Source organism: Streptomyces sp. NPDC016640 (assembly GCF_043076215.1).
GTDB lineage: Bacteria > Actinomycetota > Actinomycetes > Streptomycetales > Streptomycetaceae > Streptomyces.
In genome coordinates, this window is the sequence record NZ_JBIBRG010000007.1 from 273,630 (window position 1) to 291,555 (window position 17,926).

Consider the following 17,926-nt stretch of genomic DNA (forward strand, 5'->3'; position numbering starts at 1 on the left):
CGCCGTCGTGCCGGGACCGCGGTCACGGCACGGCGCGGTCACTGCCCCACCCGTCCGTCGACGCACTCGCGCAGCAGGTCGGCGTGGCCGCAGTGGCGGGCGTACTCCTCGATCCTGTGCACCAACAGCTCCCGGACCGCGATCTTCTCCCTCCCCAGGCGTTCACCCAGGTCCGGGTGCCGGGCCAGCGCGGCGTCGGTCGCGGCCTGCTCGCGCTCCAGGTCGGCGTAGGCGGCGTCGACCACGGCCTGGTCGGCGACGGCTCCGTCGAAGTCCCCGTCCCGCCTGCCGTACAGCTTCGGCAGCGGCTCCCCGTCACTGATCCAGTTGAGCCAGTCCCGTTCGGCCTCGGCGAGATGCCGCAGCAGGCCGAGCAGCGACATCGTCGACGGCGGTACCGACCGACGCGCCAGCTGCTCCGGGTCCAGTCCCTCGCACTTCATCCGCAGGGTCAGGCGGTAGTCCCTCAGTACGCCTTCCAGCGTGGGGAGTTCACCGTCCGGACCGGGCCCCTCGTTGTCGCGGGGATCGTCGTCGGGGTCGGTCCACATGTCGGGGTGGACGGTCGCCCGGGTCCAGCGTTCGGGTTGGTCGGTCATGCGGGCCATGGTCGTCGGCGCGGGCTCGGGCCCGCCAGTTCTTTTCGGGCGGCCGGGGGCCCGCGCCCTCGTCTGCCGTACGCCGACGGCTCGGGTGTACGCGTCGAGGGGACACGGCGGCGGGGGCGGTGTGCCCGCCTCCCGGAGGGGGAGGGCGGGCGTGGGCCGTTCCTCGCCGGCGAGCCGGCGAGCCGGCGGACGCGTGGGTGCCGGGGGAGCGGGCGCCCGGGAGGGTCGTCCGGTGCGAGTTCGCTACGGCGTCCGCAGGGCCGTCGCGACCGACGTGATCGTCTCCGGTCCCACCCGGCAGCAGCCCCCGATCAGCCGTGCTCCCGACGCCCGCCACGCCGTCACCCGCTCGCCCGTGAACGTCGGGCGGCCGGTCCACGCCCGCGCCCCGGCGTCCCAGCCCTCCCCGCTGTTGGGGTAGACCACGACGGGTCCGCCGGTGACCCGGGCGGCGAGGGCGACGGCGTGGCCGGCGTCCTCGGGGGTGCAGCAGTTCACGCCGACGGCGATCACCTCGTCCGCCCGCGCGGCCAGGGCGAAGGCGTCCTCCAGCGGCTGCCCGGCCCGGGTGCGGTCGCCGGCGGCCGAGTACGACAGCCAGGCCGGTACGCCGAGCCCGCGCACCGCGCGCAGCAGGGCCTCGGCCTCGTCCGTGTCCGGGATCGTCTCCAGGGCGAGGACGTCGGGGCCGGCGGCGGCCAGGACCTCCAGGCGGGGGCGGTGGAACGCCTCCAGTTCGGACACGGTGAGCCCGTAGCGGCCCCGGTACTCGGAGCCGTCCGCGAGCATCGCCCCGTAGGGGCCGACCGAGGCCGCCACCCACAGCGGGCGCGCCACCCGGGCCCGGCGGGCCGCCTCGCGGGCGCATCCGACGCTCAGGGCGAGCAGTTCGCGCGCCCGCTCACGGCCGATCCCGCGCCGGGCGAAGCCCTCGAACGTCGCCTGGTAACTGGCGGTGATCGCCACGTCCGCGCCCGCCTCGAAGTAGGCGAGGTGGGCGGCCGTCACCGCCTCCGGGTCCTCCGCGAGCAGCCGTGCCGACCACAGCTCGTCGCCCAGGTCGTGCCCGGCCGCCGCGAGCTGGTTGGACAGGCCGCCGTCGAGGACGACGGTGCCCGTGGTGAGGGTCTCGGCGAGGGAGGGGATGCCGCTCATGTCGCCGACGGTAGCCGAGGCGGCACACAGCGGCCCGCACGGCGCGCGCCCGCCCGGGAGGGCTGGAATCCTGAAGGGAAGAGGCGGCGAACCGCGCCGGGAGGGTGGTGGACCATGTGCCGTTGGCTGGCGTACTCGGGCGCCCCGATCCTGCTCGACGGCCTCCTCTACAAACCGGCGCACTCGCTCATCGACCAGAGCCTGCACGCCAAGATGGGCGTCGAGACCACCAACGGCGACGGCTTCGGCCTCGGCTGGTACGGGACGCACACCGTCACCCCGGCGGTCGTGCGGGACATCGGTCCGGCCTGGAGCAACCGCAATCTCCAGGAGATCGCCGGACACGTCCGCTCCTCCCTGTTCTTCGCCCACATCCGCGCGTCGACCGGTACGTCGGTGCAGCAGACCAACTGCCACCCGTTCCGCCACGGGCGCTGGATGTGGATGCACAACGGCGCGATCGCCGAGTTCCACCGCGTCCGGCGGGAGCTCGCCCTGACCGTCGACCCGGAGCTGTTCCTGTCCATCGAGGGGTCCACGGATTCCGAGCTGATGTTCTACCTCGCGCTCACCTTCGGCCTGGAGGAGGACCCGCCGGGCGCGGTGGCACGGATGGCGGGACTGGTGGAACGGGTCGGCCATGAGCACGGCGTGGAGTTCCCGTTGCAGATGACGGTCGCGGTGACGGACGGGCAGCGGCTGTGGGCGTTCCGCTACTCCAGCCGGAAGGCGTCCCGCTCGCTGTTCTACAGCACCCGGGTGGAGACGCTGCGTGCGCTCCACCCGGACCTGGAGCTGCTGCACGAGATGTCCGACGAGGCCCGCCTCATCGTGTCCGAACCCCTCGGCAGCCTGCCGGGCGTCTGGAACGAGGTCCCGGAGGGGAGGTACGGCGTCGTCCAGCCGGAAGGGGACCGGATGGGTCACTTCGAGCCGGTGGCGGCATGAGGGCCGGTTCCTTCTCCGTCCCGCCGGACCCGTTGACCTCCCCGTGAGACGCCCCTACCTTTCTCGGCGTTCGCGATGTCAGATGATGTTCGGCATGCCGGACGTCATGGATGTCGTCTTCCCCACGAGAGGCAGACCGCATGAGCCGCGCCGCCGACCTGCCCGACCCGCCGCCCCCCGCCCGCAGACTCCTCCTGAAGGGCACCCCCGCCGCCGCGCCAGCCGAGGACGGCCGCACCGACGTCCTCGGCCACCACGCCCGCCGGTACAAGGAGAACACCGGCGCCCCGCGGCACGACCCCGACCGGCGCACCCGGATCCGGGAACTCGGCTGGAAGGCGGACGGCACCCCCGACTTCGGCATTCCCGTGGCCGACGGCGCGACCGCTCGGGAGGCCTGACATGAGACGTGCGCACGCGGTGCTGCTCGCCCTCTGTCTCGCGCTCGCCGTCGCGCAGGCCACCGCGGGGCCCGCCCGGGCGGATCCCCGGACGGTCGCCAACGGCACACAGTTCACCGACGTCTCGGACAACCCCGTGCACGCCCACGGCGGCGGGATCCTCAAGGCCGGCGCGTACTACTACTGGTTCGGCGAGCACCGCAACGCCGACAACACCTTCCGCTACGTGGACGCCTACCGCTCCACCGACCTGAAGAACTGGGAGTTCCGCAACCACGTGCTGACCGAGGCCAGTCACCCGGAGCTCGCCACCGCCAACATCGAGCGGCCCAAGGTCATGTACAACGCGTCCACCGGCCAGTTCGTGATGTGGATGCACAAGGAGAACGGCAGCGACTACAGCGAGGCCCGCGCCGCCGTCGCCGTCTCCGACACCGTGGACGGGAACTACACCTGGCGGGGCAGCTTCCGGCCGCTCGGGCAGCACATGTCCCGTGACATCACCGTCTTCACGGACACCGACGGCGCCGGCTACATGGTCTCCGCCGCCCGCGAGAACTACGACCTGCACCTCTACCGGCTCACCGCCGACCACACCGGCATCGCGAGCCTGGTCGCCAACCCCTGGCCCGGCGGCCACCGCGAGGCCCCGGCGCTGTTCAAGAGGAACGGCGTCTACTTCATGCTGACCTCGGGCGCCACCGGCTGGAACCCCAACCAGCAGCGGTACGCCACCGCCACCAGCCTCTCCGGACCGTGGTCGGCGATGCGCGACGTCGGCGACCCGACCGCGTTCGGCTCGCAGACCGCCTTCGTGCTGCCCGTCCAGGGCTCCTCCGGCACCTCGTACCTGTACCTGGGCGACCGCTGGGGCAACTCCTTCGGCGGGAGCGTCAACGACTCCCGCTACGTGTGGCTGCCGCTGAGCTTCCCGTCCGCCACCTCGATGTCCATGTCCTGGTCCCCGGAGGTCACCGTCGACACGACCGCCGGGACGGTCACCGGCACCGGCGCCGCGTACGACACGCTGGCCGCCCGGCACAGTGGCCGGTGCGCGGACGTGACCGGCCAATCCCTGTGGCAGGGCGCGCAGATCAAGCAGTACGACTGCAACGGCGGGGGCAACCAGAGGTTCTGGTCCAGGTCCGTCGGCGGCGGCCACCACCAGCTCGTCGCCCGGCACAGCTCCCTGTGCCTGACGGAGAACGCGAGCACGGTCACCCAGGAGAACTGCTCCGCCACCGCCACCGCCCAGCAGTGGGCGCTCACCACCTCCGGCTCCTACGTGACCCTCAGGTCGCGGGCGACCGGCGAGTGCCTCGACGTGACCGGGGGGTCCACCGCCAACTCGGCCGCCCTCATCACGCACACCTGCAACGGCGGGGCCAACCAGCAGTGGACGCGGGGGACATAGACCGGGCCGGCCGAGCGGCCGGCGACCGCCCCGGTACCCGCGCAAGGGCCTGTCCGTGGCCGACTGCGCCGATTCCGGGGGGAGTACGGTCAGCCGTCTCGGGAACCCGCGGTCGTGGGGCACCGGCGGTCCGCTGCTCCGGGGCGGACGAAAGCGCTGGTGGAGTCCCTCGGCGCCGAGGGCTCCGGGGCGCTCCGCCTCCACGACGGGAAACGGGACGACACGCACGCCTCCGTCCACGGCGCCACCGTGTGCGCGAACCCGGTCCGCGAGGAAATCGCCCGCCCGCGTCCGGTGCCCGAGGGGGAGCCGGGGTGGGACGAACCCCTGGGGCGTTCCGACCGGAACCGGGGCGCCCCAGGCCCCGCGCAGCGGCCGTGACGAGCCGGCCGGCGGTGAGTCCGGCGCGGGACATGCGGCCCCCGGGAGAACCGGGGAAGTCTAGGGGACGAAATCCGGCCCCCGCACACCGAACGGGCGAGCCGCCGTGTGCGGGGCATGTGCCGCTCATCCGGTGGCCGTCCCGTGTTCATCCGTCGCCTTGATCCTCCACGAGCGGCGTGTTCACGCCGCGGAAGGCAGCCGCGCGCACACCGCGGCGATCAGGAGGCACTCCATGGGTCACGGGCACGCACACGGGCACCATCACCACGGACACGACCACCGGCACGAGACGACGGCGCCGCTGCCCGCCGCCTTCGACACCTCCGTGCCCGACGAGGCGCTCAACCCCGAGCAGAAGTCCCGCCGCACGCTGCTGCGCCGGGCCGGCCTGCTCGGCGCCGGACTCGCGGCCGGCACCGTGCTGTCCGCCGGCGCCGGTGCCGCCACGCCCGCGCACGCCGCTCCCGCCACCGGCAACGGCCGTCGCGGCAAGGGCTTCCTGTGGCTCGCCGGAGACCACCACATCCACACCCAGTACAGCAGCGACGGCAAGTACCGCGTCGTCGACCAGGTCCGCCAGGGCGCCAAGCACGGCATGGACTGGCTGGTCATCACCGACCACGGCAGCACCACCCACGCCAAGATCGGCGTCGAGAAGGTCAACCCGGACATCAGGGAGGCCCGGGCCGCCTACGAGGACACCCTCGTCTTCCAGGGCCTGGAGTGGAACATCCCGGCCGCCGAGCACGGCACCGTCTTCGTCCACCCCGGCCGCAACGAGGTCGCCGTCCTCAAGCAGTTCGAGAACGACTACGACGGCAGCGTCAGGGGCGCCGGCGACTCGACCCCCGCCAACGAGGCGCTCGCCGTCGCCGGCCTGAACTTCCTCGCCGAACAGGTCAGGCGGCGCAAGGTCGGCGACGCCCTGATGCTCGCCAACCACCCGGCACGGCGCGGTGTCGACTCCCCGCACGAGATCCGCGCCTGGCGCGACGCCACCGGCACGAACCCCCAGATCGCCGTCGGCTTCGAGGGCGCCCCCGGCCACCAGGCCGCCGGCCTGCCCAAGCCGCTGGGCATGGGCCGCGCCCGCGGCATCTACGACAACAACCCCAGCGCCAACTCCTTCCCCGGCTACCCGCTGGAGAGCTACCGCACCTGGGGCGGCTTCGACTGGATGACCGCCACCGTCGGCGGCCTGTGGGACAGCCTCCTCGCCGAGGGCCGCCCCTGGTGGATCACCGCCAACTCCGACTCCCACCAGGTCTACGGCGACACCGCGGCGCGCGGCACGGGCGGCGACTTCGCCACCGAGGGCAGGTACCGCGACCCCGTCTACGCCGGGCAGATCGACATCACCCAGGGCGACTACTGGCCCGGCCAGTACAGCCGCACCCACGTCGGCGCCGACGGCTTCTCCTACGCCGCCGTCATGGACGGCATCCGCGCCGGCCGCATCTGGGTCGACCACGGCCAGCTCATCAGCGGCCTCGACGTCCGCGTCTCCGGCGGCAGCCGCTGGGCCACGCTCGGCGGGGCGCTGCACGTGAAGAAGGGCACCAAGGTCACGCTGACCGCCGACGTGGCGCTCGCCGGCGGAGCCAACTGGGCCGGGTTCGTCCCCCGGCTGGCCCGCGTCGACGTCATCCAGGGCGACATGACCGGCCCCGTCGCCGACCAGGACACCTTCACCGCGCCCACGGCCAGGGTCGTCCGGTCGTACGACATCGACAAGTCGGCCGGCACCGTCCGCGTCACCTTCGACCTCGGCCGCGTCGACCGTCCGCTGTACGTCCGGCTGCGCGGCAGCGACGGCAACCGGTCCGCGGTCGGCGCCATGGGCGCCCAGGTCGACCCGGCGGGACCCGCCCTCGACGTCGTCGGCGACGCCGACCCGTGGCGCGACCTGTGGTTCTACACCAACCCGGTGTGGGTCCTGCCGTCATGACGCCGTACGCCCTCACCGTGGACGCGGGGACCGGCGACCTGCGCGCGGCCGACCACCTGCTGCACGCGATGGCGGCCGGACTCGCCCTTCCCGAGGGCACGTTCGGCTGCACCCACCTCGTGCGCGGCGACCGCCCGCGCGTCGCGGTGTCGCTGTCCCTGCCCTCGCGGACGCTCCTGGACACCCTCCGGGAGCGGCTCACGGCGGCGGGGTACGGCGCCGTCACCCCGGGACTGCCCGACGCCGTGGGGCGCGCGGTGCTCTACCCGGGGGCCACGGCCCTCACCGGCACCATGACGGTCGCCGAGCTGCTCGCGAGCTCCGCGATCGACCGGGTGACGGTGCTCGGCACACCGGAACCGCCCGGCCCGGAGACCCGGATGGTGACGCGCGACCACGTGCGGCCGCAGTGGCAGCGGGACGGACTCGTCCTCGCCGCCACTCCGGCCATGGGCGGCACCCTCGTCCCCTTCGAGGCCCCGGACCCCACCCCCTGCTGCGCGGACCACTGAGGGGACGGAGCGGGCACCGGGACCCCGGCCGTCCGGCACCGGGAGGACGAACGGGAACCCGGCGGACCCGGGCCACAGCCGGTACGGGGGCAGCGGGCCCGGGCCGCAGGACCGGGAACCGGCGCCGTGGTGCCGGTGGCCCGGCGCACCCACACCGTGTCCCCGCGGCGGGACCGGTCAGTCGCCCAGGACGTCCCGGACGAAGGCGTTGGCGAAGGTGCCCGCCGGGTCCACCTCGCGGGCGAGGGCCCGGAAGTCCGCCAGCCGCGGGTAGCGGGCGCGCAGCGCCGCCGCCGGGGTGGTGAACACCTTGCCCCAGTGGGGCCGCGCGTCGAACGGCGCCAGCGCCTCCTCCACCCGGCGCACCACCGGCAGGACCGCCGCGGTGTTCTCGATCCAGGTGAAGTGAACGGCCACCGTGTCCCGGCCGTAGGAAGGGCCGAGCCACTGGTCGTCGGCGGCGACCGTGCGTATCTCGCAGGTCTGCAGCACGGGGGCGACCGTCTCCCGGATCCCGTCCAGCGCGCGCACCATCCCGGCGGCCGACTCCCGCGGCATCAGGTACTCCGACTGCAGCTCCGCCCCGCTGCTCGGCGTGAACTCCGCCCGGAAGTGCGGCAGCCGCTCGTGCCAGGGCCCCGGCACCCCGAACTGCTCGGTGCAGTTCACCGCCGGCATGCCCGGCACCGGGTGCATCTTCTCGGCCGCCGGAGCCGCCCAGGGGAAGTCCGGCAGCGGCTGGTCGGTGCGCCGCTTCAGCCACACCTGCCGGAAGCCCGGCGCCCGCCAGTCCGTGAACACGCTCACGCTGTACGCCGCCGACATGACCGTCTCGAACCCGTCCCGGTCCAGCCCCTCCAGGGGCATCTCGGTGAACACGTGCTGCTCGACCTCGAACGCCGGCTCGAGGTCCAGCACCAGCGCGGTGACGACGCCGAGCGCGCCCAGCGAGGTGACCGCGCCGCCGAACCGCTCCTCGCCCCGCGCGAGGGCCAGCGCCGAACCGTCCGCCGTGACCAGTTCCACCTCCCGCACGGACGAGGAGAGCGGCCCGTTGCCGACCCCGGAGCCATGGGTGCCGGTGGCCACCGAGCCGGCCACCGAGATGTGCGGCAGCGACGCCATGTTCGGCAGCGCCAGCCCGTGCCGGTGCACCTGCCGGGCCAGCTCGGCGTAGCGCACGCCGCCGCCGACCCGCACCGTCCGGGCCGCCGTGTCCACGTCGATCTCGGGAGGCAGCGCGTCGAGGGAGAGCAGGACACCGTCCTCGCCGGGCTCGGCGATCTCGTTGAAGGAGTGCCCGCTGCCCAGGGCCCGCACCCGGTGGCTGCCGGCGACCAGCGCGCGCAGCGCGTCCAGGGTGTGCGGGCGGTGCAGCCCCGCGGCGGCGTACGTGATGTTGCCCGCCCAGTTGGTCACGGTCTCGGCCATCCCTCGTCCTTCCTGAGCACCGGGGCCGAAAAGGGCCCCCGTCGGAACCTACCCCGGGGACCGGCCGGCCCTCGGCGGGGGACCCGGCGCCACGGACGCCCGAGCGGGGGCATACCGTGAGGAGTCGTACGTCCGAACCGGGAGGAGACACTTCGATGGGCAGCCGTACCGCGCTGGTCGAGGATCTGATGGAGCGGTTCCCGCACGTGCCGCGCGAAGCCGTCCTCAAGGAGGACCTGCTGCGCGGCGGCGTGGCCTTCGACCCCTCCGCGCTCAGCGACAACGAGAGCGGCGAGGTCAAGCCGAAGTCGTACTTCATCTTCTCCTTCGACCACGGCACCCTGCCCGAGCTGGGCGAGGCCGCGCTGCGGCGCCCGCCCGAGGAGATCATCCTCACCGGCGGCCCGTACGGCCTGCGCCGCACCGTGGTCTCGGTGCGGGTGAACCCGTCCTCGCCGTACCGCGTCGCGGCGGACGCGGAGGGGATGCTCGGCCTCTACCTCGACGGGAAGCGGATCTCGGACGTCGGCGTGCCGCCCATGCCCGAGTACTACCGGCACACCCTCGCCAACGGGAAGTCGGTCATGGAGGTCGCGCCGACCATCCAGTGGGGCTACCTGATCTACCTCACCGTCTTCCGGGTCTGCCAGTACTTCGGCGCCAAGGAGGAGTGCCAGTACTGCGACATCAATCACAACTGGCGCCAGCACAAGGCGGCCGGCCGGCCCTACACCGGAGTGAAGGACGTCGAGGAGGTCCTGGAGGCCCTGGAGATCATCGACCGCTACGACACGGCGAAGACGTCCACCGCCTACACCCTCACCGGCGGCGCCATCACCAAGACCGTCGCCGGACGCGACGAGGCCGACTTCTACGGCCACTACGCCAAGGCCATCGAGGAGCGCTTCCCCGGCCGCTGGATCGGCAAGGTCGTCGCCCAGGCGCTGCCCAAGGACGACGTGCGGCGCTTCAAGGACTACGGCGTGCAGATCTACCACCCCAACTACGAGGTGTGGGACCGCCGCCTGTTCGAGCTGTACTGCCCCGGCAAGGAGCGCTACGTCGGCCGCGACGAGTGGCACAGGCGCATCCTCGACTCCGCCGACGTCTTCGGCGCGCGCAACGTGATCCCCAACTTCGTGGCGGGGGTGGAGATGGCCGAGCCGTTCGGCTTCACCACCGTCGACGAGGCCATCGCCTCGACCACCGAGGGCCTGCGCTTCTTCATGTCGCACGGCATCACGCCCCGCTTCACCACCTGGTGCCCGGAGCCGACCACCCCGCTCGGCAGGGCCAACCCGCAGGGCGCGCCGCTGGAGTACCACATCCGGCTGCTCGAGGCCTACCGCGCCACCATGGACGACTTCGGCCTGTCCTCGCCCCCCGGCTACGGCCCGCCCGGACCCGGCCGCGCGGTGTTCTCCGTCAGCTCCTTCATGGACAGCCTGTCGGCGCAGGAGCCCGCCGAGGTGTGAGAAGCGCTCCGGAGGAAGACCGGGAAGGCCGGAACCGAGACGTTCCGGCCTTCCCCGCGTATGGTCCCCGCGAGGGGTGGCCACGCCGCCACGGCATGTGACGGCGGCGCTTGTCAGGGGAGCGGAGCGCGTGCGAAGCTCTTCCACTGCCGCGAGGTTTACCCCAACTCCACTTTCGATGTAGCGAGTTGACCTCGTTCGTGGATGCAGGAGACTCATGCCCGACCTGCCGAGCCCTCAGGACGCCACCGAGGCGGCACTGTTCTCCGAGTGCTGGGACGCGGTGCTCTCCTACGCCGACCTGTGCACGGCCGGCTCCACCGCCGCCGCGCAGCTGGCCCGCGAGGCGTTCGCCCAGGGCATCCGGGAGCTGCGCGCGGCGGAGTCGGGCACCGCCCGCCGCGCGGCCCGGCTGCCCCGGATACCCCTGCTGCTGACCGCCGTTCGCAGTACGGCGGCGGCCTGGGAGGACGCGGGGCAGGGCCACGGACTCGACCCCGGCCTGCGGCTGTGGCTCCACTCCGACCGGGCCGCCCGCTACACCGGGCCGCCGCTCGAGCGCCCGGTCGCCCTGCGCGGACTGCGCGATCTGCAGCCGGCCGACGCCGAACTGCTGTGGCTGGCCGAGGCGGAGGCCCTGCCGCTGCCCCTGGCGGCCCGCCGGCTCGGCCTCGATCCCGCCACCGCGGACGACGAACTGACCCAGGTGCGCCTCCTGTTCCGGGACCGCTGCCACCGCGGCCACCTCGACTCCCCGATGGACGCCGAGTGCCGCGGCTACGCCCGGCTGCTCGACGCCGTGACCCGCTCGCCCGCCGCGGACACCCCCGACGACCTCTCCCGGCACCTGGCCGCCTGCCTCCGGTGCGCCGAGGCCGCCGCCTGTCTGCGGCTCGACGGCGGAGGACTTCCCGGGGCGCTGGCCGGCGGGGTCATCGGCTGGGGCGGCCTCGCCTATCTGGAACGCCGCCGGCGCGCCGCCGAGGTGCGGCTCGGTGCCGGCCGCCCGGACCGGCCCGACCCCGACAGCGACCCGGCCGACGGCGGGGGTGGGCCGCGCGTGGCCCGGCACGCCCTGCCGGCCGCCGCCGGCCTGGTCTCCCTGCTCGCGCTCGCGGTCACGCTGATGCCCTTCGGTGACAGGGCCGAGGAGCGCGCCGCCCACCCCGGCACCGGGAGCCGGCCGGTGGCCGGCCCCGGCCCCTCCCTGCCGCCCGCGCCCTCCACGCGGCCCGCCTCCCCCCGCTCCCCGGAGCCGGCCCCCGAACACACCCCCGAGCGCACTCCCGAGCACGCGAAGGACCCGGAGAACCCCGACCCGGAACCGCAGGGCACCGCCTCCGCCGCGCCCGAGACCGCCGACCGCGGCGGCCCGGCCGCCTGCCGCGCCGACTACGACCTGGTCAACCAGTGGCCCGAAGGGTTCCAGGCCACCGTCACCGTCACCACACGCGACCCCCTCGACTCCTGGCGCGTCGGCTTCGCCTTCCCGGACGGCCAGCGGGTCACGCAGATGTGGGACGCCTCGGTGAGCCAGCGCGGACCCCGGGTCACGGCCACCGCGGCCCACTACAACAGGACCGTCACCGCCGGCGGGAAACTCGCCTTCGGCTTCCTGGCGTCCTGGCACGGCACCAACTCCGCGCCCCACGCCATCACGCTCAACGGCCGGCCCTGTGCGACGGTGTGACGCGGCGGTCGGGCGTCGCCGGAAAAGGAGTTGACGGGCCACGGCGGCAGCGGGCTACTGTGACCGCAGATCACGCGGTGGCCGTGCGCCGCCGCACCGGAGCGTCGCCGGGGCGACGCGTGAGCGGAGCGAGGAGGTGTCGACCGATGGCTGTCACTGCGCCGGGCGCTGCCCGCATCCCGGAAACCATCACGTCCACCTCCGTGGCCACCGGCTGACCTCACCCCTTCCTGCCCGCGGACGCGCCTGCGTCCGGGCGGCCGCCGGGGCCACCCGCTCGAAGGGCCACCCCCTTGAGTTCCACCTCCGACCTCTCCGCGCTCGCCCCTTACGGCTGGGACGACGCCTGGGCCGACGCGTTCGCCCCGTACGCCGCCGAAGGGCTGCTGCCCGGACGCGTGATCCGGGTCGACCGCGGCCAGTGCGACGTCCTCACCGCCGGCGGGACCCTGCGGGCCGACACCGCCTTCGTCACCCCGCACGACCCCCTGCGGGTCGTGTGCACGGGCGACTGGGCCGCCGTCGAACCCGGCGGGAACCCGCGCTACGTACGCGCGTATCTGCCGCGCCGTACCGCCTTCGTGCGTTCCACCTCCTCCAAGCGGTCCGAGGGGCAGATCCTCGCCGCCAACGTCGACCACGTCGTCGTCGCCGTCTCGCTCGCCGCCGAACTCGAACTGGCCCGCGTCGAACGGTTCCTCGCGCTCGCCTGGGAGTCCGGGGCGCAGCCGGTGGTCGTGCTGACCAAGGCCGACCTCGTCCCGGACGCGGTGACCCGGGCGCACCTCGTCCAGGACGTGGAGACCAGCGCGCCGGGCGTGCCCGTGCTCACCGTCAGCGCGAGGGACGGGGACGGTCTCGACGTCCTCGCCGCGATCGTGTCCGGCGGCACGGCGGTGCTGCTCGGGCAGTCCGGGGCGGGCAAGTCCACCCTCGCCAACGCGCTCCTCGGCGAGGACGTCATGGACGTCCGGGCCGCCCGGGACGTCGACGGCAAGGGCCGCCACACCACCACCACCCGCAACCTGCTGGCGCTGCCCGGCGGGGGAGTCCTCATCGACACACCGGGACTGCGGGGCGTCGGCCTGTGGGACGCCGGCACCGGCGTCGGGCAGGTGTTCGCCGAGATCGAGGCGCTCGCCGGGGGCTGCCGGTTCCACGACTGCGCCCACGAGAGCGAGCCGGGCTGCGCGGTCCTCGACGCCATCGAGGACGGCACCCTCCCGGAACGCCGCCTGGAGAGCTACCGCAAGCTGCTGCGGGAGAACCAGTACATCGTCGCCAAGACCGACGCCCGGCTCCGCTCGGAGATCCGCAGGGACTGGAAGCGGAAGGGGGCGATCGGCCGGGCCGCGATGGAGGCCAAGCGGGGCCGCCTCCGATAGCACGCCTCCATGTCCGATTTCCGCCAGCCGGAAGGCGCCGGGTGGCGGAGACTGGACGGCGTGAGGGACGAGGACGGCAGGTACGAGGCGGTGCGCAGCCGGGACGCCCGGTTCGACGGGGCGTTCTTCTTCGCCGTGCGGACCACCGGCATCTACTGCCGGCCCAGCTGCCCCGCGGTCACCCCGAAGCGGCACAACGTGCGCTTCTTCGCGACGGCCGCCGCCGCGCAGGGCTCCGGTTTCCGGGCCTGCCGGCGGTGCCGCCCGGATGCCGTGCCCGGCTCCGCCGAGTGGAACGTGCGGGCCGACGCCGTGGGCCGGGCCGTGCGGCTGATCGCCGACGGCGTCGTCGACCGCGAGGGCGTCGCCGGACTCGCCGCACGGCTCGGCTACAGCGCCCGCCAGGTGCGGCGCCAGCTCACCGGCGAGCTCGGCGCCGGGCCCGTCGCACTCGCCCGGGCCCAGCGGGCGCACGCCGCGCGCGTACTGCTGCAGACCACCGAGCTGCCGGTCACGCAGATCGCCTTCGCCTCCGGGTTCGCCAGCGTGCGCCAGTTCAACGACACCGTGCGCGCCGTGTACGCGGCCACCCCCAGCGCCCTGCGCGCCGCCGCGCCCCGCGCCGGCCGCCGGGTGCCCACCCCCACCGCGGGCATCCCCCTGCGGCTCGCCCACCGCGGTCCCTACCGGACCGGACCCGTCTTCGACCTGCTGGAACACGAGGCCGTCCCGGGCATCGAGAACGTCAGCGGCCCGCCGGGCACCCGTACCTACCGGCGCACGCTGCGGCTGCCCCACGGCACCGGCATCGCCGCCGTCGACGAACGTCCCGGCACCGCGCGCACCGGATCGGGCGCCCACCCCGGCGGCTGGCTCGACGTCCGGCTCCACCTCACCGACCCCCGCGACCTGACCACCGCCGTGCAACGGCTGCGGCGGCTGTTCGACCTCGACGCCGACCCGTACGCCGTCGACGAACGGCTCGGCGCCGACACCCGGCTCGCCCCGCTGGTCGCCGCCCGGCCCGGACTGCGCTCACCGGGCACCGTCGACCCGGAGGAGCTGGCGGTGCGCGCCCTGGTGGGCCGCGACGAGGCCGCGCGGCTGGTCCAGCGCTACGGCAAGAGGCTGGACGCCCCCTGCGGGGGCCTCACCCACCTGTTCCCCGGGCCGGACGTCCTCGCCGGGGCCGAACCCGAGGGCCCCCTGGGCGCGCTCACCGCCGCCCTCGCCGACGGCGCCCTGCGCCTCGGGCCCGGGGCCGACCGGGACGAGGCCCGGGACGCGCTCGCCGCCGTCCCCGGTCCCGACGCCCGTACCGTCGCCGCGATCCGCACCCGTGCCCTCGGCGACCCCGACGTGGCGCCGCCCGGCGCGGACGTCCCCGACAGCTGGCGCCCCTGGCGCTCGTACGCCCTGAACCACCTGCGCGCCGCAGGGGAGTTGGAGTACTGATGACCATGACGACGACCACCGGAACGTACTGGACGAGTGTGTCCAGCCCCGTCGGGCCGCTGCTGCTCACCGCGGCCCCGACCGGCGAGCTGACCTCGCTCTCCGTGCCCGGGCAGAAGGGCGGACGGACCGTGCGGGAGACCTGGAAACGGGATCCGGGACCGTTCCGCGAGGCCGAACGGCAGCTCGCCGCGTACTTCGCCGGCGAGCTCGAGGAGTTCCGGCTGGCCATGAGCGCGGTCGGCACACCGTTCCGGGAGAGGGTCTGGGCCGCGCTCGACGACGTGCCGTACGGGGCGACCGTGTCCTACGGCGAGATCGCGGCGCGGATCGGCGCGCCCCGGGCCGCCGTACGGGCCGTCGGCGGCGCGATCGGGGCGAACCCGCTGCTCATCGTCCGCCCCTGCCACCGCGTGATCGGCTCCGACGGATCGCTGACCGGGTACGCGGGCGGACTGGAGCGCAAGGTGCGGCTGCTCACCCACGAGGGCGTGCTGCGCGCGTGACCCGCGGCGGGGCCGTGACCCCGGCGCGGGTCACGCGGGCGGGTCAGCCCCAGAACACGGCGCCCAGCCACGCCGCCGTGATCAGCTGGCAGGTGAACAGCTCCGCCAGCACACCGGCCCCGCCCGAGCGCATCGCCGTACGCAGCGCGGTGACGGCCTCGCCGTGACGGCCGAGCCGCAGCCGCTCGCAGAGGTAGGCGCCGGCGAGGAACCCCGGGACCGCGCCGACCACCGGCAGCAGCACGAAGCCGAGGAACGACCCCCAGCCCGCGTACGCCAGCATCCGGCCGTCGTCGCCGCCCGCCCGCAACCGGCGCGGCGGCAGCGCCCAGCGCACCACCTGGGACAGGAACAGGACGGCGGTCGCCCCCACGAGCACCCACCACGCGACCGGCCGGGGCTCCTTCAGCGCCCACCACAGGACCGCGGCCCACACCAGCCACGACCCCGGCACACCCGGCAGCAGCACTCCGCACAGGCCGAGCAGGAGCACCATGCCGACCAGCAGGAGGTCCCACGCTCCCATCTCTCCAGGGTGCAGGAGGCCGGGGAACGGCGCAGGAGGGACGGCGGCGGCGCATCCCGTGGCACGACAGCCGGCCCGCCGTTCACCCGGCCGGCACACGGGGCGCGGCACCGTTCGGGGATTTTCCCGATGCCCCCTGTCCACCGCGCCCGCGCGGTGGACAATCGGGGACATGAGTCAGCAGGGGGGAAGGCCCACCGGTCCCGACGACGACTGGTGGGGGCAGCTGTACGACGGCACCACCGGTGACACGGGTCCCGCGGCGGCGCCCGATTCCCTGGACGACCGCTTCGCCTCGGCGTCCGGCACGCTGGGGCCGGGGCCTGCCCCGGACCCCGCGCCGAAACTCCCCGCCCCCCGCGCGACACCGGCCTCCGGTCCGGGCCCGGCTTCCGGTCCGGGTCCGGCTTCCGGTCCGGACCCGGACCCGGCCCCCCGTCCTGACACCCCGCCCGAGTCCGCCGCCACCCCGCCCCGGGCGCCTTCGGGTCCGCCGGCCGCCCCTTCCGTGCCGCGCGCGCCCTGGGAGCCGCCGCCCGCCGCTCCGCCGGGCCCGGTGACGTTTCCGCCGACGGCCCGGGGGCCGCGCAGGCCGCCACCTCCCGCGAGCGCCGCACAGGGCACCCCGCCCGGCTCCTCGCCCCCGCCGGCCGCCCCCTCCGAGGATCCGTCACCCTCGTCCGCGGCCCCCTCGCTCCCGGCGGCCTTCGGCAACTGGACGCCCGCCCCGGCGCCTCCGCCCGCGTCCCCTCCCGCCAGCCCCCGCCCGTCCCGCCTCGACGTGCCGCCGGGCCCGCCGCCCTCCCGCGCCCACGTGGGCTCCCGGCCCCCCACCTACGACGCCGAACCCACCGCCCTCCCCGCCGCCGACCCCGACGCGCTGGACGATCTGGTACCGGACACCGTGCTGGACGGAGCCCGCTACGGGGCCTGCACCCTGCGCGCCGCCTCGGTGCGCGGGGACTCCGCGCGCTACCGGGGGGAACCGCGCCGCGACGCACTGCTGACCGCCCGCTTCGGCACGGGGGAGCGGGCACTGGTCCTCGTGGCGCTGGCGACCGGCGCCCGGACCGCCCCCGGTGCGCACCGTGCCGCCGCCGAGGCCTGCCGGTGGATCGGCGCGGCGGTGGGCCGCAGCCACGCCCGCCTCGTCGACGACATCAGGGCCGCCCGGCGCGGCGACCTCAAGTCCGGCCTGCACCGCCTCGTCGACCGCAGCCTCGGCAGGCTCCGCGCGAGCGCCGCCGAGCGGGGCCTCGAACCCGGCGCCTACGCGGCCACCCTGCGCTGCCTGCTGCTGCCCGCCGACCCCGAATGCCGCACCCGGGTCTTCTTCGGGGCCGGCCCCGGCGGGCTGTTCCGGCTGCGGGACGGCGAGTGGCAGGACATCGAACCGGAGGTCGCCGAGATCAAGGGCGAGCCCGTGGTCGGTTTCGGCTCGCCGCCCCCCGGCACCCCCGGCGGTGACCTCCTCACCGTGGACCTGGGCATCCCCACACCCCCGAGCCCGTACGAGCCGGCCCCCGGGCCGCCCCGCGAACCCTTCCGCTTCCGCACCTCCGTGGCCCGCCCGGGCGACACCCTGCTGCTCTGCGGCGCCGGACTCGCCGAGCCGCTGCGCGGTGAGGCGCAGCTGCGCGCCCACCTGGCCGACCGGTGGGCCGGTCCCGAACCGCCCGGCCTCGCGGCCTTCCTCGCCGACACCCAGGTACGGGTCAAGGGTTACGCGGACGACCGTACGGCCGCCGCCGTCTGGGAGGCGTGAACGCGCCCGGTGTGAATTCCCCGTCGGCATCGTCACCGATCCCGACGCGCTGTCCATCCCGCCGAAGATCAGCGCGGAGACGGTGACCGGATTCGCACTGTCGGCCTCCAGGACCGTGCTGGACCCAGGAGCCGGCCGGATGCCGCAGATGGCACGGTCCGACCTGCGCAACGTGCCCCGGCCGCAGGCGGGTTCACCCCGTCCGGGGCTTTTGGCCCCGGGCCGGGGCGCCGTACTCACAGCGCGGCAGGTCACCGGTGCCGCTGGTGCGCAACGGGCGGCTTCGAGGAGGCCCCGGCCGCCGCCTTCGGGAAGACCACGAC

General features: G+C 74.8%; 15 protein-coding genes. 11 read left to right on the forward strand and 4 right to left on the reverse strand.

Going from position 1 to position 17,926, the window contains the following annotated elements:
* Nucleotides 1-38: 38 nt before the first annotated feature.
* Together ACF07S_RS17120 and mmuM are read right to left on the reverse strand one after the other, a co-directional pair.
* A complete protein-coding gene (locus ACF07S_RS17120) occupies nt 39-608 on the reverse strand; it encodes a DinB family protein (RefSeq protein ID WP_391964908.1) in 570 nt (189 codons plus the stop codon).
* Between the two features lie 243 nt (nt 609-851).
* Nucleotides 852-1,763: a homocysteine S-methyltransferase gene (gene mmuM / locus ACF07S_RS17125; protein ID WP_391974495.1), complete on the reverse strand. Its 912-nt coding sequence runs from the start codon at nt 1,761-1,763 to the stop codon at nt 852-854.
* A gap of 114 nt (nt 1,764-1,877) precedes the next feature.
* Here mmuM and ACF07S_RS17130 point away from each other — a divergent pair, with 114 nt between their 5' ends.
* The 5 genes from ACF07S_RS17130 (at nt 1,878) to ACF07S_RS17150 (ending at nt 7,370) form a co-directional block, all read left to right on the forward strand.
* The gene (locus tag ACF07S_RS17130) at nt 1,878-2,711 is read left to right on the forward strand and encodes a class II glutamine amidotransferase (RefSeq protein ID WP_391964910.1); all 834 of its coding nucleotides are present in this window, start codon (nt 1,878-1,880) and stop codon (nt 2,709-2,711) included.
* A gap of 140 nt (nt 2,712-2,851) precedes the next feature.
* Entirely contained in the window at nt 2,852-3,112 is a 261-nt protein-coding gene (locus ACF07S_RS17135) for a hypothetical protein (protein ID WP_391964911.1), read from the forward strand.
* A 1-nt stretch (nt 3,113) separates the two neighbouring features.
* A complete protein-coding gene (locus ACF07S_RS17140; protein WP_391974496.1) occupies nt 3,114-4,526 on the forward strand; it encodes an RICIN domain-containing protein in 1,413 nt (470 codons plus the stop codon).
* A 616-nt stretch (nt 4,527-5,142) separates the two neighbouring features.
* On the forward strand, nt 5,143-6,858 hold the full coding sequence (locus ACF07S_RS17145) for a PHP domain-containing protein (RefSeq protein WP_391974497.1): 1,716 nt from the start codon (nt 5,143-5,145) through the stop codon (nt 6,856-6,858).
* The gene (locus tag ACF07S_RS17150; protein WP_391964914.1) at nt 6,855-7,370 is read left to right on the forward strand and encodes a hypothetical protein; all 516 of its coding nucleotides are present in this window, start codon (nt 6,855-6,857) and stop codon (nt 7,368-7,370) included. The genes ACF07S_RS17145 and ACF07S_RS17150 overlap by 4 nt, the downstream gene beginning before the upstream one ends.
* Before the next feature lie 177 nt (nt 7,371-7,547).
* Here ACF07S_RS17150 and ACF07S_RS17155 read toward each other — a convergent pair whose 3' ends face one another.
* Nucleotides 7,548-8,801 carry an FAD-binding protein gene (locus ACF07S_RS17155; protein WP_391974498.1) on the reverse strand — a complete coding sequence of 418 codons (1,254 nt, stop codon included), beginning with the start codon at nt 8,799-8,801 and terminating at the stop codon, nt 7,548-7,550.
* 155 nt (nt 8,802-8,956) lie between these two features.
* On the opposite strand from ACF07S_RS17155, the gene ACF07S_RS17160 reads away from it, so the two are divergent.
* From ACF07S_RS17160 to ACF07S_RS17180, 5 genes are all read left to right on the forward strand, one after another.
* Nucleotides 8,957-10,276, forward strand: a complete 1,320-nt coding sequence (locus tag ACF07S_RS17160) for a radical SAM protein (protein WP_391974499.1) — start codon at nt 8,957-8,959, stop codon at nt 10,274-10,276.
* Between the two features lie 217 nt (nt 10,277-10,493).
* Complete coding sequence (locus ACF07S_RS17165; RefSeq protein ID WP_391964917.1) at nt 10,494-11,966, forward strand: cellulose binding domain-containing protein; 1,473 nt, start codon at nt 10,494-10,496, stop codon at nt 11,964-11,966.
* 293 nt (nt 11,967-12,259) lie between these two features.
* Nucleotides 12,260-13,351, forward strand: a complete 1,092-nt coding sequence (gene rsgA, locus ACF07S_RS17170) for a ribosome small subunit-dependent GTPase A (RefSeq protein WP_391964918.1) — start codon at nt 12,260-12,262, stop codon at nt 13,349-13,351.
* A gap of 9 nt (nt 13,352-13,360) precedes the next feature.
* Nucleotides 13,361-14,806, forward strand: a complete 1,446-nt coding sequence (locus tag ACF07S_RS17175) for a DNA-3-methyladenine glycosylase 2 family protein (RefSeq protein ID WP_391974500.1) — start codon at nt 13,361-13,363, stop codon at nt 14,804-14,806.
* Between the two features lie 5 nt (nt 14,807-14,811).
* Nucleotides 14,812-15,312, forward strand: coding sequence for a methylated-DNA--[protein]-cysteine S-methyltransferase (locus ACF07S_RS17180; RefSeq protein WP_391965008.1), 501 nt, complete (start codon nt 14,812-14,814; stop codon nt 15,310-15,312).
* Nucleotides 15,313-15,355: 43 nt separating this feature from the next.
* Here ACF07S_RS17180 and ACF07S_RS17185 read toward each other — a convergent pair whose 3' ends face one another.
* Entirely contained in the window at nt 15,356-15,838 is a 483-nt protein-coding gene (locus ACF07S_RS17185) for a DUF456 domain-containing protein (RefSeq protein ID WP_391964920.1), read from the reverse strand.
* A gap of 172 nt (nt 15,839-16,010) precedes the next feature.
* On the opposite strand from ACF07S_RS17185, the gene ACF07S_RS17190 reads away from it, so the two are divergent.
* The gene (locus ACF07S_RS17190; protein ID WP_391974501.1) at nt 16,011-17,603 is read left to right on the forward strand and encodes a protein phosphatase 2C domain-containing protein; all 1,593 of its coding nucleotides are present in this window, start codon (nt 16,011-16,013) and stop codon (nt 17,601-17,603) included.
* Nucleotides 17,604-17,926: the final 323 nt, after the last annotated feature.

What these genes read in the sequence shown, in the direction of transcription:
- ACF07S_RS17145 (WP_391974497.1), top strand. Translation starts at nt 5,143, where the DNA reads ATGGGTCACGGGCACGCACACGGGCACCATCACCACGGACACGACCAC.
- ACF07S_RS17130 (WP_391964910.1), top strand. Translation starts at nt 1,878, where the DNA reads ATGTGCCGTTGGCTGGCGTACTCGGGCGCCCCGATCCTGCTCGACGGC.
- ACF07S_RS17135 (WP_391964911.1), top strand. Translation starts at nt 2,852, where the DNA reads ATGAGCCGCGCCGCCGACCTGCCCGACCCGCCGCCCCCCGCCCGCAGA.
- ACF07S_RS17160 (WP_391974499.1), top strand. Translation starts at nt 8,957, where the DNA reads ATGGGCAGCCGTACCGCGCTGGTCGAGGATCTGATGGAGCGGTTCCCG.
- ACF07S_RS17150 (WP_391964914.1), top strand. Translation starts at nt 6,855, where the DNA reads ATGACGCCGTACGCCCTCACCGTGGACGCGGGGACCGGCGACCTGCGC.
- mmuM (WP_391974495.1), bottom strand. Translation starts at nt 1,763, where the DNA reads ATGAGCGGCATCCCCTCCCTCGCCGAGACCCTCACCACGGGCACCGTC.
- ACF07S_RS17185 (WP_391964920.1), bottom strand. Translation starts at nt 15,838, where the DNA reads ATGGGAGCGTGGGACCTCCTGCTGGTCGGCATGGTGCTCCTGCTCGGC.
- ACF07S_RS17120 (WP_391964908.1), bottom strand. Translation starts at nt 608, where the DNA reads ATGGCCCGCATGACCGACCAACCCGAACGCTGGACCCGGGCGACCGTC.
- ACF07S_RS17180 (WP_391965008.1), top strand. Translation starts at nt 14,812, where the DNA reads ATGACGACGACCACCGGAACGTACTGGACGAGTGTGTCCAGCCCCGTC.
- ACF07S_RS17190 (WP_391974501.1), top strand. Translation starts at nt 16,011, where the DNA reads ATGAGTCAGCAGGGGGGAAGGCCCACCGGTCCCGACGACGACTGGTGG.
- ACF07S_RS17155 (WP_391974498.1), bottom strand. Translation starts at nt 8,801, where the DNA reads ATGGCCGAGACCGTGACCAACTGGGCGGGCAACATCACGTACGCCGCC.
- ACF07S_RS17165 (WP_391964917.1), top strand. Translation starts at nt 10,494, where the DNA reads ATGCCCGACCTGCCGAGCCCTCAGGACGCCACCGAGGCGGCACTGTTC.
- ACF07S_RS17175 (WP_391974500.1), top strand. Translation starts at nt 13,361, where the DNA reads ATGTCCGATTTCCGCCAGCCGGAAGGCGCCGGGTGGCGGAGACTGGAC.
- ACF07S_RS17140 (WP_391974496.1), top strand. Translation starts at nt 3,114, where the DNA reads ATGAGACGTGCGCACGCGGTGCTGCTCGCCCTCTGTCTCGCGCTCGCC.